The sequence below is a fragment of the Rathayibacter sp. VKM Ac-2856 genome (assembly GCF_013205055.1).
Taxonomy (GTDB): Bacteria; Actinomycetota; Actinomycetes; order Actinomycetales; family Microbacteriaceae; genus Rathayibacter.
Map to the genome: position 1 here is coordinate 1475095 of NZ_JABMLF010000001.1, position 13910 is coordinate 1489004.

The following is a 13910-nucleotide window of genomic DNA, read 5'->3' on the forward strand; positions in this document are numbered from 1 at the left end:
GCACGCGAATCGCACGTTCGCCTCGTGGAGATCGCCGATTCTGAAGGCCCCTGGAGGTGATCCGGGGGCCTTCTCCCTTGCGCCTACCTCGCTCGGTACCTGTGCTCCGGCCGGCCCGTCGTCCCGTAGCTGAGGGTCATCTCGACGAGGCCGCGGCCGGCGAGGCCCGAGAGGTAGCGCTGGGCGGTCGCGCGCGAGATGCCGGCCCGCTCCGCGACCTCGAGGGCCGACAGCTCCGCGCCGGACTCGGCCAGCCGGGCGAGCACGAGCTGCTCCGTCGCCGAGCGCGACGGCTGCGTCGCCGCGGCGTCGCCCGAGTGCAGGATGCGCAGCGCCCGCTCCACCGCCTCCTGGTCGGCGACCCGGTCCTCGCGCAGCACGTTGCGGAAGCGCACGTAGGCGTCGAGGCGCTCGCCGAGCAGCCGGGCGTCGAACGGCTTGATCAGATAGCCGAGCGCCCCCGCGTGCAGGGCCCGCCGGACGGTCGCGCCGTCGGAGGCGGCGCTCACCACGAAGGCGTCGGTCTCGAGCTCGCGCAGCAGCGAGATGCCGCTCTGGTCGGGCAGGTGCACGTCGAGCAGGAGCAGGTCGGGCGCCTGCTCGAGCACCGCGGCCCGCGCGGCCCGGGCGGTGTGCACCGGCGGCAGCGCCCGCAGCCCCTGGCGGGTGTCCACCAGGTCGGCGTGCAGCTGCGCCACCCGGAAGTCGTCGTCGACCACGAGCACGGTCCGCTCCTGCTGGTCCGGGGTCATCGGTCCTCCTCGCCGTGCGGCTCCTCGCCGGGCAGTTCGTCATCGAGCGGTTCGTCGTCGGCCGGCTCGTCCTCGAGCGCCGCCTCGTCGGGCGGCCGCACCGCACCCGGCAGCCGCGCGCAGAGCACCGCGCCCGTCGCGGCACCGCCGGCGTCCGCCAGCCAGACCTCGCCACCGCGCCGCGCCGCGACCTCGCGGCAGAGCGGCAGCCCGAAGCCGCGGCCGTGCACGCGGTCGTCGTCCTCCGCCACCGCGCCCGGTCCGCGCGCGAAGAGCGAGTCCGGATCGGCGACGCCGTCCCCCGAGTCGGCCACGGTCACGAAGAGCGTGCCGCCGTCGTCGAGCAGCTCGACCTCGACGAAGCGCACGTCGCGCCGCCCCTCGACGGCGGCGCGCACCGCGTTGTCGACCAGGTTGCCGACGACGGTGGCGACGTCCTCCGGCTCGATCACCGTCCCGCGCACCAGCGTCTCCTCGCCCAGGGTCAGCAGGACGCCGCGCTCGGCCGCCTCGATCCCCTTCGCGCCGACGAGCGCCTGGAGGTAGGGCTCCTGCAGCCGGTCGGCGTGCTGGACCGGGTACTTCAGCGGCCCGCGGGTCAGCACCTCGTCGAGGTACTCGCGGGCGGAGCCGGTGCGCCCGGCGTCCAGCAGCCCGGCCACCACGTGCAGCCGGTTGGCGAACTCGTGCCGCTGCACCCGCAGGGCGTTGGTCATCGCGCCGACCGCGTCGAGGCGGCGGCTGAGGGCCGCGAGCGCCGTGCGGTCGCGCAGGACGACCACGACGCCGAGATCGCGGTCGCCCCGCGTCACCCGCCGGATGTCGACGTAGACGATGCGCGAGCGGACGACGAAGCCCTCCTCGCCGGCGCCGGGCGGGAGCTCGCCGGCGAGGGCCGTCGAGATCGCGTCGGCGAGCGGCTGCGGGAGCGCGAGATCGGCGAGGGCCCGCCCGTGCAGCGCCCGTCCGGTCGGGTCCTCCGAGCCGAGGATCGCGGCGGCCCGGGCGTTGCAGACGCCGACCCGTCCGTCGCGGTCGAGCGCGAGCACCCCCTCGTCGACCCCGTCGAGGACGGCGGCCTGATCCTGCACCAGCGCGGTGAGCTCCTCCGGGGCGAGCCCGAGGGTGAGGCGCAGCAGCCGACGGCGGATGAAGACGGAGGCGATGACCGCGAGCACGAGTCCGGCGAGCGCCGCCGCGAGCACGCCGAGCAGCGCGGTCGGCAGATCCGTGAAGACGCTCGAGCGGGCGAAGCCGATGCTCACCTCGCCCACCACGCGCGTCGCGTCGTCCGGCGCGTACACCGGCACCTTCGCGCGGGCGGACTCGCCGAGCGTGCCGGTGCCCCAGGAGACCGACTCTCGCCCGGCCAGCGCCTCCTCCGGACTCGTCGAGACCACCTCGCCGAGCCGCTCGGGGTCGGGGTGCGCGAGCCGGATGCCGCGGTCGTCCGTGATCACGACGAAGAGGGCGCCGGTGCGCTCCTCCACGGCCTCGGCGGCGGTCTCGAGCGTCCCGCCCTCCAGCTCCGCGCGCGAGGGGACGGCCGGATCGAGCGAGGAGGCGGTCACGGCCTCGCGCACGTCGGCGTCCTCGGCGACGGTCCGGGCGATCGCGAGCGCCGTCTCCTCCGCCTCGCCCTGCAGCTGCTGCACGCTCAGCGCGGTCACCAGTCCGGCGCAGACCAGGACGGCGGCGGCGACGGTCGCGAGCTGCAGCACGAGCACGTGGGTCGCGAAGCGCATGGGGCCTCCTCGCCGTCGAGCGGACCGGACGGGCCGGATCGGGACGGGCCGGGCCGTGCCGGGTCGGGATGATCCGGGTCGGGATGCGCAGAATGCGCAGAACCCACACTATGCGCAGATCCCGCGCTTATGAGCGATACCCGGGCCGCACCGCCCGCCCTGCCTAGTGTGTCCACGACCTGGAGAGCCCGCCGCGGGATCCCGGACGCACGACGACGAAGGAGTCAGCAGTGTTGGTAGTACTCGGATTCACGATGATCCTGGCCTTCATGGCCCTGATCATGACCAAGCGGCTGACGCCGATGGTCGCCCTGATCGTCGTCCCGACGATCTTCGGGCTCTTCGCGGGCGCCGGCCTCGGCATCGGCGACATGGTGCTGGAGGCGATCGGCAGCCTCGCCCCCACGGCCGCGCTGCTGATGTTCGCGATCATGTACTTCGGCATCATGATCGACGTCGGCCTGTTCGACCCGCTGATCCGCTTCATCGTCCGCGCGCTCGGCGACGACCCGGCCAAGGTCGTCCTCGGCACCGCCCTGCTCGCCGGTGCGGTCTCGCTCGACGGCGACGGATCGACCACGTTCATCGTGACCACGGCCGCGATGCTGCCGATCTACCTCCGCCTCGGGATGAACCCGGTCGTCCTCACCTGCGTCGCCGGCCTCGCCAACGGCACGCTCAACATCGTCCCCTGGGGCGGCCCGACGGTGCGCGCCGCCGCCGCCCTGCAGGTCTCTCCGAGCGAGATCTTCGTGCCGATGCTCCCCTCGCTCGCCGTCGGCCTCGCCGTCACGCTGGTCTTCGCCTGGTTCCTCGGACTCGGCGAGCGCCGCCGCCTCGGCTCGCTCGCCCTCGCGGAGCCGATGCTCGAGCAGGAGCTCGTCGGCGCCGGATCCCGCGGCGGCTCGGCCCGCTCCGGAGCCCGCACCGGCGGCCTCGCCGCCCTCACCGGCGGCATCCGCACCGTCGCCCGCGAGCGCTTCTCCTTCCTCCGCGGCCCGGAGTCGCTGCGCGGCGCCCAGGTCGCCGTCGCCGCCCGCGTCCAGGCCGACGACGCCGACACCGCGATGGCCGACACCATGCTCGACCCGGAGCGCGAGACGCTGCGCCCGAAGCTGATCTGGGTCAACCTCGTGCTGACCCTCGCCGTGATGACCCTGCTGGTCGCCGACGTCCTCCCCCTCCCCTACGTCTTCATGGTCGGCTCCGCGGTCGCGCTGCTGATCAACTTCCCGAAGATGAAGGACCAGGCGGCCGAGATCGTCAAGCACGCTCCGAGCATCGTCGGCGTCGTCTCGATGGTCCTCGCGGCCGGCGTGCTGATCGGCGTCCTCAACGGCACCGGCATGGTCGACGCGATGGCCGAGTGGGTCGTCGACGTCATCCCGCCCGCGCTCGGCCCGTTCCTCGCCGTGATCACCGGCGTGCTGAGCATCCCGATGACCTTCTTCATGTCGAACGACGCCTTCTACTACGGCATCCTCCCGGTGCTCTCCGAGAGCGCCGCGCAGTACGGCATCGACCCGGTCGAGATGGCCCGCGCGTCGATCACCGGTCAGCCCGTCCACCTGCAGAGCCCGCTGGTGCCGGCGATCCTGCTGCTGGTCTCGCTCGCCGCGGTCAACCTGGGCGACCACCACCGCAAGGTGCTCTGGCGCGCGGTGGTCGTCTCGCTGGTGATGCTGGCGGTCGGCGTGCTGGTCGGGGCGATCCCCTTCGGCTGATCCGACGCCCACCGAGCGCAGAGCATCAGCCGGGACAGGTCCTCATCGCCCATCGGGGATGGCGACCCCTCCCGGCTGATGCTCTGTCGGAACCGGCCCGCCGTCAGCCCAGCAGCGGTGCCAGGTTCTCCGTCCAGACGTCGAATCCCAGCTTCACGATCAGCGCCCCGACGACCACCAGGAACGCGATCCGGATGAAGCGGCTGCCCTTCGCGACCGCCATCCGCGAGCCGAGGTACGCGCCCGCCACGTTCGCCAGCCCCATGAAGAGCCCGAGCACCCAGATCACGTGCCCGCCCGGCACGAAGTAGAGCAGGGCGCCGAGGTTCGTCGCGACGTTGACGATCTTCGCCTTCGCGCTCGCGAGCAGGAAGTCGTAGCCGAGCGCCGTGATCAGCGCGATGATCAGGAACGTCCCGGTGCCCGGCCCGATCAGGCCGTCGTAGAACCCGATCACGAGCCCGAGCACCCCCGCGGTCACCAGGTGCCGCCGCCCGGCGTGCTTGAGCGCGGTGACGCTGCCCATCGCCGGCCGCGCGATCGTCACCACGGCCACCACGATCAGCGCCACCACGATGATCGGCTTGAACACCGACGCCGGCAGCAGCCCCGCGAGGTTCGCGCCCCCGTAGCTGCCGGCGAGGGCGACCGCCGCCATCGGCAGCGCCGTCCGCAGATCCGGCTTCGCGCGCCGATAGTAGGTGACGGCGCTCGTCGTCGTGCCGAAGATCGAGGCGAGCTTGTTGGTCGCGAGCGCCTGCACGGGCGAGATGCCCGGCACGAGCAGCAGGGCGGGGAGTTGGAGCAGGCCGCCGCCGCCCACCACCGCGTCGATCCAGCCGGCGGCGAACGCGGCCAGGATCATCAGCAGGATGACGGGGAGGGCGAGGTCCTCGGTGAACGTCAGCATCGGTCGGAAGCGTACGCGGCCACCGCCACCCCCTCGACCGCCGAGGCGCGCCACCCTAGGGTCGGCGGCATGCGATTCGGACTCTTCATCCCCCAGGGCTGGCGCCACGACCTCGTCGGCATCGATCCCGCCGACCAGTGGCGCACCGTGCGCGACCTCGCCCAGCACGCCGACGACGGCCCCTGGGAGTCGGTGTGGGTCTACGACCACTTCCACACCGTCCCGGTGGTGACGGAGGAGGCGACGCACGAGGCCTGGACGCTGATGGCCGCGTTCGCCGCCGCCACCTCCCGGGTGCGGCTCGGCCAGATGTGCACCTGCATGAGCTACCGCAACCCCGCCCACCTCGCCAAGATCGCCACCACCGTCGACATCGTCTCGGGCGGCCGGGTCGAGATGGGCATCGGCGGCGGCTGGTACGAGCACGAGTGGCGCGCCTACGGCTACGGCTTCCCGCCGATCGCCGAGCGCCTCGGCCGCCTCGACGAGGGCCTGCAGATCATGCGGCAGGCCTGGACCGAGGGCGTCGCGACGCTCGACGGCCGCTGGTACCAGGTGGACGGTGCGGTGAACCGCCCGCTGCCCCTGCAGCAGGGCGGCATCCCGCTGTGGGTCGCCGGCGGCGGTGAGAAGGTGACGCTCCGCATCGCCGCGCAGTACGCCCAGTACACGAACTTCGCGGGCGCTCCCGAGGCGTTCGACCACAAGAGCGCCGTCCTCCGCGGGCACTGCGACCGCCTCGGCACCGACTACGCCGCCATCACCCGCAGCTCCAACTACAACGTGATGATCGCCGAGACGGAGGCGGAGGTCGAGAAGGGCCTGCAGCGCCTGGAGGAGCGGGTCACTCCCGCTCTCGGTGCGGAGGCGGCGGCCGCCTTCGTCGCCGAGTACCGCGGCCCCGACGCCCTCGCGGTGGGCACCCCCGCGCAGATCGTCGACCGCCTCGGCGACATGCGCGAGCGCGGCATGGACTACGCGATCACGTACTTCCCGGACGCCGCGTACGACCGCTCCGGCATCGAGCTCTTCGAGCGCGACGTCGTGCCGCACCTGTCCTGACCACGCCGTCGATCCGTCACGAACGGCTGTCGCCCACCGAGCAGCACGACCGTCCGTGACGGATCGACGCGGGCACCCGACGGAGCGCCTACGCCTCGCCCGCGCGGTTCGCAAGTCCCTGCGTGAGGCCCGGTCGCGCACCTACGGTCGAGGCATGGACGCACAGGACATCCGCTGGAACGACGAAGCCCGCGACAAGATCCTCGAGGACTCCGACAGGGTCCTCCGCGAGGCGGTGCTCGACCTCGCGAAGACCAAGAAGGGCGAGCCCTGGGAGGACGTGTTCGCCGAGCTGAACGCCCGCCTCAAGGACCGCTTCATCGACTTCGAGCCCGGCCCGGACCTCCGCAAGTACGCCGAGGCCGTCTCGGCGGGGGAGATCGACTCGTGAGCACCGACCGCACCGGCGACGACCCGGCCCTCGCGGACGAGCTCGCCTCGATCCGCGCGGTCGGCGAGGGCCGCCGCGGCGACGCGGCCGGCCCTGAGGACGTCGAGCACGGCGACCCGCAGACCGTCGAGCAGGTCGAGCAGGAGCTCAAGGGCGGCCTCGACCTCGACTGACGCTTCGAGATGCGGAAGGCCCGCTCCCCCACCGTGGAGCGGGCCTTCCGCGTTCTCCGGCGTCCCGGGCCGCCGCTCGACGCGCTCACTCCGCCGGTCGCGCGCACGTCCGGTCCGCCGCGGTCTGCCCGGTGATGCCGGCGAGCGGGTCGGGCGATGCCGCGGCGGGAGCGGCGGACTCCGGTGCCGCCTCGTCGCCGCTCTGAGGAGCGGTCGGCGCCTGCGCGACTGCGCCGTCCTGGCCCTCCGCCCCCGCAGGCGTCGGAGCGGCGAACGGCACGTCCCCCCGCACCTTCGCCATCAGCTCGGGGCCGAGCGACGCGTCCGGAACGACCTTCCCCGGGAAGTCCGGATCGCCGGTGCTGCCCGGGTACTGCACGAAGACCATCCGGTCGAGCTCCACGTCCTTCAGGGCGAGCGCGAGGGCGATCATCGTCCGCGGCTCGGTCATCGACGTCGACAGGTGCATCGCCCGCGACGCCGCGTGCGCCAGCGAGTACAGGGCGCCGACGTCCGAGAGCGTGCCGGAGGACTTCACCTTCCGCATCAGCGAGGACAGGAACTGCTGCTGCGACGAGATCCGCGCCAGGTCGCTCCCGTCCCCCACTCCGTGCCGCGTCCGCAGGAAGGCCAGCGCCGTCGCGCCGGAGACCGTGCTCGTCCCGGCGGGGAGATCCAGGCCCGAGTCCGTGTCCCGCACCGGGCCGGACACGCAGATCTCCACCCCGCCGACCGCCGTGCTCATCTCGATGACGCCCTCGAACGAGATCCAGCCGGCGTAGGGGATGTCCAGGCCCGTCAGCTGCTCGACCGACCGGTTGACGCAGGCGAGCCCGCCGGCCGAGAAGGTGGAGTTCAGCGGCACGTCCTCCTCGCCCGCCGTGACGATCCCCGTCTCCGGATCGACGCAGTCGGGCCGGTCGACGATGAGGTCCCGCGGGAAGGAGACCACCGTCGCGCTCCGGTGATCACGCGCGACGTGCAGGAGGATGTTCACGTCGTTCAGCGTCGCGTCCCGGCCGCCGTACCGCTCCCCCTGCGCGGCGTCGTTGTCCGCCCCGACCACCAGCAGGTCGAAGCCGCCCGCCACCTCCGCCGGGGGCGGCGGTCCCGCTGATTCCGCCGGGCCGATCCCCACGTCGAGGTCGACGGCGTTCTCCGCCACGGTCCGCCCGATGCTCGCCGCCGCGATCACTCCCACCGAGGCGCAGCTCACGACGAGCACGCCGACGACGGACACCACGGCCCTCGCCACATCCCGCGCCGCGGACCTCCGCCGCAGACGCCCGTGCCGGATCGGCACGGCAGTCGGGGGCCTCACAGACGGCTGCTTCGACGCTTCGCCTCGAACCCGAACGACCGCCCGTCGAGGACACCTGCCTCCCAATCGGGGTCACCCACGACGGTCCGGTCGGCGGGGAGTGTCCACCTCATGCTCCGTACTTGTTGTTCAGCGCCTGGGCGATATCGCGGTAGTCCTCAGGGCCGAGCGAGCCATTCACCGTCGCTCGGCCGCTGCCGTAATGACCGCCGAAACGCTCAAGACCGCGGGTCGTCTCCTGATCCAGCGCGCCAGGGAAGGAACCGGCGAAGTAGAAGAGCTGGCCTTTGAGGTGCCTCTCCACGCCGACCCAGCTGTTGCGCCCGAGATCTCCATCGATGGGGCCGCTGTACCCGCCATCGGCGGCGTAGCACTGAAGGAGCTTCCAGAAGTTCGTTCCGGGGACGCCGTCAGATTCCGTCGACGTCCTCGGAAGTTGACGGTTGCAGACCGATGGCGCTGCTTCCGCAGGTGTGCCTGCAGCGACGGGGACTGCCACGGCGATGATCGCGGCGAGAATGGCCTTCTTGAGCGGTGAACGAAATGACATCTCTACCCGATCCTGGTCAGCAGCCGGCGGGGTCGAGTCCTCTCCCGCCACGGGAGAAGCTCCCGTTCAAGAAGGAATACCATCTCGGTATGGTCCCCGAGAGTTCTGGCGTGAAACGAGGTTCGGGAGAACCCCGCGCTGGGAGCGACTCGCGCCAGAGGCGAGAACGGGAGCGCACGAAGGCCCGCTCCCCCGTGAGGGAGCGGGCCTTCGTGCCGTGCCGGGAGGCGACTACGCCGAGAGACGCTCGTAGTCGGTGTAGCCCTCGGCGCCGCCGCCGTAGACGGTCTCCTGGACGAGCTCGTTCTCGGGGTGGCCGCCCTGCCAGCGCTCGACGAGGTCGGGGTTGGCCATGACGGGCCGGCCGACGGCGACGGCGTCCGCGTGGCCGTCGGCGATCAGCGAGGTCGCCTCCTCGCGCGAGGTCGGGCTGCCGAAGCCGCTGTTCGCGACGAAGACGCCGCCGAAGCGGGTGCGCAGGTCCTGGACCAGCTCGCCCGCGGGCTCGGCGTGCAGGACGCTCAGGTAGGCCAGGCCCAGCGGAGCGAGGCCGTCGACGACCGCCTCGTAGGTGGCGCGCACGTCGGCCTCGTCGGTCTCGACGACGTCCTGGATGTTGTGCGCGGGCGAGAGGCGGATGCCGACGCGGCCGGCGCCGATCTCCTCGGCGACCGCGCGGGTGACCTCGATCACGAACGCGGCGCGGGCGGCGGGGCTTCCGCCATAGGCGTCGGTGCGGACGTTCGACACCGGCGAGAGGAACTCGTGCAGCAGGTAGCCGTTGGCCCCGTGCACCTCGACGCCGTCGAAGCCGGCGTCGACCGCGCGGCGCGCACCAGCGACGAACTCGTCGCGGACGGTGGCGAGCTCCTCGGTGGTCAGCGCGTGCGGGACCGGGAACGGCTTCTTCTCGCCGCTCGGGACGCGGACCTCGCCGTCGATGGCGACCGCGCTCGGCGCGACGATGCGGTCGGTGCCGGTGACGTCGGTGTGCGTGACGCGCCCGCCGTTCATGACCTGCATGACGATGCGGCCGCCCGCGGCGTGCACGGCGTCGGCGACGCCCTTCCAGCCCTCGGCCTGCTCGGCGGTGACGATGCCGGGCTGGCCCGGGTACGCCTTCGACTCGGCGCTCGGGAAGACGCCCTCGCTGATGATCAGGCCGAGGGAGGCGCGCTGGGCGTAGTGCTCGGCGATGAGGGCGCCGGGGACGCCGTTCTCGTCGGCGCGCAGACGCGTCATCGGGGCCATCACGAGGCGGTTCGGCAGCTCGAGGTCGCCGGCGGAGAGGGGGGAGAAGGGATCCACGGATCGCCTTTCGATCGGAGTTCGGGGGAAGGCGCGTCACCGTTCCCGGGACACGCCTCCGGAGGCAACGGCGCCCGCTCCCCGCGCATTCCGATTCCCGGCGTTCTCCCACCCGCGATGCGCCGGGCGGCTACAGGTCGAGAGGAGCGTCGTCCGCACCAGGCCCGCGTCACCGCACGCGAATCATGCTGGTCGAGTAGCCGCGCAGCGGCGTATCGAGACCCGCGCCGTCGACACCGCGGAGGGACGGTTCGCGACGCGACAGCACTTCGCGCCAACCCGGACTGCCACGAGTCGACCGGCTCACGGTTGCGCCGTGCTCCGCCCGGATCGACGAGGAGTCACGCAATGAAACGATCGACCGTCCTCTGTCTCACCGCGGCCCTGGTCGTCGCGGGTGCAGCAGCCGTTCCCACCGTGATGAGATCCCTCCAGCGCTGGGAGGTCGAGACATCCGTCGACGCCCGCATCCACACGGCGAATGTGAAGTGCCAGCTCGTGCGCATCAGGCCGAACGAGACGATCGGCTACATCGAGGGCTACGGCGAGGGGAACACCGAGGAGTCCGCGAGAGCGAGCGCTCTCAAGGACGTGGACAGCCGCGTACCCGAGGGACACTACAAGCGGCACTGCGGACCCCCCGAGACGGGCCGCCGCGGAGGCGGGGGTCGCTTCTGACGGATCCGCGTCCGCCCCTTCGATCACGCGTCTGCGATCCGCACGGTGCAGACGCGACTCCTGACCTCGACTCCCACTCCCGCATCGCATCGCTCCTCGACCGGCACGGACAGCCCTCCCTCGGGGGACACCCCGGCTGTCTACACTCAAGAGGCGAACGACGAGGGAGTGCGCGATGCCGAACGAATCATCCCCGACGAGGGCCGCGGCCGGCCGTGGCGCCCGCCGATCGCCCGTCGCAGCGCTGCTGGCCCTGCTCGCCGCCGTCGCGCTCGTGGTCGTCCCGGCCGCCGGCGCCGCGGCCGAGCCGCCGGCGACGCTCGGATCCTCCGTCGTCCTCGACTCGGCCGGGGTCCTCGACTCCGCGGAGATCGCCGACATCGAGGCCGCGTCCGCGCAGCTCTACCAGGAGCACGGCGTCCAGCTCTTCGTCGCCTACGTCGACACCTTCACCGGCACGAGCGGCGACGCCCGCTGGTCGGACGCGACCGCCGACCTCAACGGCCTCGGCACGGACGACGTCCTGCTGGCCGTCGCGGTCGAGGCTCGGCAGTACCAGGTCTCGGTCGCCGACGACTTCGCCCTCGACGCCGGCCAGGTCTCGGCCCTGGAGACCGACGACATCGAGCCGCAGCTCGTCGACGGCGACTGGGCGGGTGCCGCGGTCGCGGCCGCCCAGGGCATCGGCGCCCGCCTGGACGCGCCGAGCGCGGGCGAGACGCTCGGCTCCGGCCTCCTGATCACCCTCGCCCTGCTGGCCGGCCTGGTCGTCGTCGGCGTCATCGTCTGGCTCCTCGTCCGCCGCGCCCGCCGCCGCAGGGCCGCCGCCGCCGAGGAGGCGTCCATCGACGAGCTCGCCACCCGCGCCGGCTCCGCCCTCGTGCACGCCGACGACGCCGTGCGCACCAGCGAGCAGGAGGTCGGCTTCGCGGAGGCGCAGTTCGGCTCCGACGCGACCGGCCCCTTCCGCGAGGCGCTAGTCACCGCGAAGCGACTTCTCGGCGAGGCCTTCGCCCTGCAGCAGCGCCTCGACGACGCCCAGCCGGAGACCGACCAGGAGCGCCGCGACGGCTACGGGCGGATCCTCCAGCTCTGCGCCGACGCCGAGCAGGTGCTCGACGAGAAGGCGGCGGCGTTCGAGGAGCTCCGCGCCCTCGAGAAGAACGCGCCCGAGGTGGCCGCGACCCTGACCGCGCGCACCGCCGAGGTGAGCGGGCGCCTCTCCGCCACCCGCGCCCTCCTGGCCGACCTCGCGAGCCGCTACGCCCCGACCGCGGTCGACGACGTGGATGACGACGCCGACCAGGCCGAGGACCGCCTCCGCTTCGCCGGCGACCAGGTGACCGAGGCGCGGACGGCGATCACCGGCGGCGACTCGGGCCGCGCGGCCGTGCTGCTGCGCGCGGGCCAGCAGGCGGCCGAGCAGGCGTCGGGCCTCCTCGACGCCGTCGCCACCCGCTCCGCCGACCTGCAGGAGGCGGAGCGCACCCTCGCCGGCCGCGTCGCCGAGATCCGCGCCGACGTCGCCCAGGGCCGCGCGATCGTCGCCGCCGGCGACGCGGGCGACCCCACGAGCGCTCCGCTCGTCGCGAACGTGCGGAGCGCGGTGGCCACGACGGAGGAGGCCCTGGACGCCGTCGAGCGCGACGCCGCCGCGAGCCCGCGCGACCCCCTCGCGCTGCTGGAGCGCCTGACCGCGGCCGACGCCACCATCGACGCGGCCGTCGGCGGCTATCGCGACGCCCAGGCGCAGGCCGAGCGGCAGCGGGCCGCCTTGGCCACCGAGATCACCACCGCCCGCAGCCGCGTCGCCGCCGCGGAGGACTTCATCGCGGCCCGGCGCGGCGCCGTCGGCTCCGAGGCGCGCACCCGCGTCGCCGAGGCGGCGCGCTCGGCCGAGTACGCCGCGCAGCTCGCCGCGACCGACCCGGCGGAGGCCCTCGCCTCGGCCCAGCGCGCCTCCGCCCTCGCGCAGCAGGCGCTGAGCGCCGCCCGCTCGGACGCGAGCGCTTACTCCGCTCCCGGGATCGGCGGTGGGAGCGGCTACGGCGGCAACACGACCGGCGCCTTCCTCGGCGGCATCCTCGTCGAGTCGCTGCTCGGCGGCGGCCGGCGCTCGGGCTACCGCTCGGGCGGCTTCGGCGGCGGCGGCTTCGGCGGCGGATTCGGTGGCGGCGGACGCAGCGGCGGCTTCGGCGGCGGCGGCTCCTCGCGGCGCTCCAGCGGCGGCGGCTTCGGCGGCGGCGGCGGTCGTCGCGGCGGCGGCGGCCGGTTCTGACCCGCCCCTCCCACTCCCGGGCCCGCATCCGCTCGGCCCCTTCCCGCAACCACCTCACGCAAGGAGAGACAGCATGGCTCAGAAACAGTCGATCTTCGGCCGCATCGCGCAGCTCGCGAAGGCCAACATCAACGCCCTCCTCGACCAGGCCGAGGACCCGCAGAAGATGCTCGATCAGATGGTGCGCGACTACACCGACAGCATCCGCGACGCCGAGGCCGCCATCGCGCAGACCATCGGCAACCTGCGCCTGCTCGAGGACGACTACCGCGAGGACGTGCGGAACGCGGACGAGTGGGGCGGCAAGGCGCTCGCCGCCAGCCGCAAGGCCGACGAGCTGCGCTCCTCCGGCTCCACCGGCGACGCGGACAAGTTCGACGCGCTGGCGAAGGTGGCGCTCACCCGCCAGATCCAGTCCGAGAAGGAGGCGAAGGACGCCGAGCCGACCATCGCCTCGCAGACCGAGGTCGTCGACAAGCTCAAGTCGGGCCTCAACCAGATGCGCGAGAAGCTGAACCAGCTCTCGTCCAAGCGCGACGAGCTGATCGCCCGCGCGAAGACCGTCGAGGCGCAGTCGCAGGTGCAGGACGCGATCAAGAGCATCGACATCATGGACCCGACCAGCGAGGTCAGCCGCTTCGAGCAGAAGATCCGCCGCGAGGAGGCCCGCGTCCGCGGCGCCGAGGAGCTCGCCTCCTCCAGCCTCGACGCGCAGTTCGAGTCGCTCGAGGACCTCGGCGAGATGACCGAGGTCGAGGCGCGGCTCGCCGCCCTCAAGTCGGGCCGCCCGCAGGACTCGATCGGCTCCTGACCGCGAGGAGGGCTCCGGACCGACGAACGGCCGGTCGGCCCGGAGTTCTCCTCATCGCATGCCCCCTCCGGCATGCCTCTCGAAGACTGGCAATCCTCCTGGTGCGGGGTCGAACAGCACCCCCTAGTGTTGGTCTCGGTCGCCCCGGAACCCGGTTGACTGATGCCTCGTCCGGCCCCTACCGACGCGGTGAACCATGAGCGGACC

The 13910-nt window shown here is 73.0% G+C and carries 13 protein-coding genes; 7 read left to right on the forward strand and 6 right to left on the reverse strand.

What is annotated here, in order from left to right; genetic code table 11:
• Positions 1–83: 83 nt before the first annotated feature.
• Both HQQ82_RS06890 and HQQ82_RS06895 read right to left on the reverse strand, forming a co-directional pair.
• Entirely contained in the window at positions 84–752 is a 669-nt protein-coding gene (locus HQQ82_RS06890; protein ID WP_173232220.1) for a response regulator, read from the reverse strand.
• The gene (locus tag HQQ82_RS06895) at positions 749–2497 is read right to left on the reverse strand and encodes an ATP-binding protein (RefSeq protein ID WP_173232221.1); all 1749 of its coding nucleotides are present in this window, start codon (positions 2495–2497) and stop codon (positions 749–751) included. The genes HQQ82_RS06890 and HQQ82_RS06895 overlap by 4 nt, the downstream gene beginning before the upstream one ends.
• Before the next feature lie 254 nt (positions 2498–2751).
• Between HQQ82_RS06895 and HQQ82_RS06900 the strand changes: the two genes are divergently transcribed.
• Positions 2752–4221 (forward strand): CitMHS family transporter, encoded by a 1470-nt coding sequence (locus HQQ82_RS06900; protein ID WP_173232375.1) that lies wholly within the window; start codon positions 2752–2754, stop codon positions 4219–4221.
• Between the two features lie 103 nt (positions 4222–4324).
• Here the strand turns inward: HQQ82_RS06900 and HQQ82_RS06905 are convergent, their stop codons facing one another.
• Positions 4325–5131, reverse strand: coding sequence for a TSUP family transporter (locus HQQ82_RS06905; RefSeq protein ID WP_173232222.1), 807 nt, complete (start codon positions 5129–5131; stop codon positions 4325–4327).
• A 69-nt stretch (positions 5132–5200) separates the two neighbouring features.
• Between HQQ82_RS06905 and HQQ82_RS06910 the strand changes: the two genes are divergently transcribed.
• From HQQ82_RS06910 to HQQ82_RS06920, 3 genes are all read left to right on the forward strand, one after another.
• The gene (locus HQQ82_RS06910; RefSeq protein WP_173232223.1) at positions 5201–6193 is read left to right on the forward strand and encodes an LLM class F420-dependent oxidoreductase; all 993 of its coding nucleotides are present in this window, start codon (positions 5201–5203) and stop codon (positions 6191–6193) included.
• A gap of 154 nt (positions 6194–6347) precedes the next feature.
• Positions 6348–6584, forward strand: coding sequence for a hypothetical protein (locus HQQ82_RS06915; RefSeq protein ID WP_127885860.1), 237 nt, complete (start codon positions 6348–6350; stop codon positions 6582–6584).
• Entirely contained in the window at positions 6581–6757 is a 177-nt protein-coding gene (locus HQQ82_RS06920) for a hypothetical protein (RefSeq protein ID WP_173232224.1), read from the forward strand. The genes HQQ82_RS06915 and HQQ82_RS06920 overlap by 4 nt, the downstream gene beginning before the upstream one ends.
• Positions 6758–6842: 85 nt before the next feature.
• Here HQQ82_RS06920 and HQQ82_RS06925 read toward each other — a convergent pair whose 3' ends face one another.
• From HQQ82_RS06925 to HQQ82_RS06935, 3 genes are all read right to left on the reverse strand, one after another.
• A complete protein-coding gene (locus HQQ82_RS06925) occupies positions 6843–8000 on the reverse strand; it encodes an LCP family protein (RefSeq protein ID WP_173232225.1) in 1158 nt (385 codons plus the stop codon).
• 187 nt (positions 8001–8187) lie between these two features.
• Positions 8188–8628, reverse strand: coding sequence for a hypothetical protein (locus HQQ82_RS06930; protein WP_173232226.1), 441 nt, complete (start codon positions 8626–8628; stop codon positions 8188–8190).
• A gap of 231 nt (positions 8629–8859) precedes the next feature.
• Positions 8860–9936, reverse strand: a complete 1077-nt coding sequence (locus tag HQQ82_RS06935; protein WP_173232227.1) for an alkene reductase — start codon at positions 9934–9936, stop codon at positions 8860–8862.
• Positions 9937–10284: 348 nt separating this feature from the next.
• Between HQQ82_RS06935 and HQQ82_RS06940 the strand changes: the two genes are divergently transcribed.
• The 3 genes from HQQ82_RS06940 (at position 10285) to HQQ82_RS06950 (ending at position 13703) form a co-directional block, all read left to right on the forward strand.
• The gene (locus HQQ82_RS06940; protein ID WP_173232228.1) at positions 10285–10614 is read left to right on the forward strand and encodes a hypothetical protein; all 330 of its coding nucleotides are present in this window, start codon (positions 10285–10287) and stop codon (positions 10612–10614) included.
• A 175-nt stretch (positions 10615–10789) separates the two neighbouring features.
• A complete protein-coding gene (locus HQQ82_RS06945) occupies positions 10790–12892 on the forward strand; it encodes a TPM domain-containing protein (RefSeq protein ID WP_173232229.1) in 2103 nt (700 codons plus the stop codon).
• Between the two features lie 73 nt (positions 12893–12965).
• Positions 12966–13703, forward strand: coding sequence for a PspA/IM30 family protein (locus tag HQQ82_RS06950; protein WP_173232230.1), 738 nt, complete (start codon positions 12966–12968; stop codon positions 13701–13703).
• The last annotated feature ends 207 nt before the right edge of the window (positions 13704–13910 follow it).

Excerpts from the sequence above, each read along its gene's own strand:
- HQQ82_RS06930 (WP_173232226.1), bottom strand. The coding sequence starts at position 8,628 with ATGTCATTTCGTTCACCGCTCAAGAAGGCCATTCTCGCCGCGATCATC.
- HQQ82_RS06910 (WP_173232223.1), top strand. The coding sequence starts at position 5,201 with ATGCGATTCGGACTCTTCATCCCCCAGGGCTGGCGCCACGACCTCGTC.
- HQQ82_RS06890 (WP_173232220.1), bottom strand. The coding sequence starts at position 752 with ATGACCCCGGACCAGCAGGAGCGGACCGTGCTCGTGGTCGACGACGAC.
- HQQ82_RS06895 (WP_173232221.1), bottom strand. The coding sequence starts at position 2,497 with ATGCGCTTCGCGACCCACGTGCTCGTGCTGCAGCTCGCGACCGTCGCC.
- HQQ82_RS06905 (WP_173232222.1), bottom strand. The coding sequence starts at position 5,131 with ATGCTGACGTTCACCGAGGACCTCGCCCTCCCCGTCATCCTGCTGATG.
- HQQ82_RS06940 (WP_173232228.1), top strand. The coding sequence starts at position 10,285 with ATGAAACGATCGACCGTCCTCTGTCTCACCGCGGCCCTGGTCGTCGCG.
- HQQ82_RS06945 (WP_173232229.1), top strand. The coding sequence starts at position 10,790 with ATGCCGAACGAATCATCCCCGACGAGGGCCGCGGCCGGCCGTGGCGCC.
- HQQ82_RS06915 (WP_127885860.1), top strand. The coding sequence starts at position 6,348 with ATGGACGCACAGGACATCCGCTGGAACGACGAAGCCCGCGACAAGATC.
- HQQ82_RS06900 (WP_173232375.1), top strand. The coding sequence starts at position 2,752 with ATGATCCTGGCCTTCATGGCCCTGATCATGACCAAGCGGCTGACGCCG.
- HQQ82_RS06950 (WP_173232230.1), top strand. The coding sequence starts at position 12,966 with ATGGCTCAGAAACAGTCGATCTTCGGCCGCATCGCGCAGCTCGCGAAG.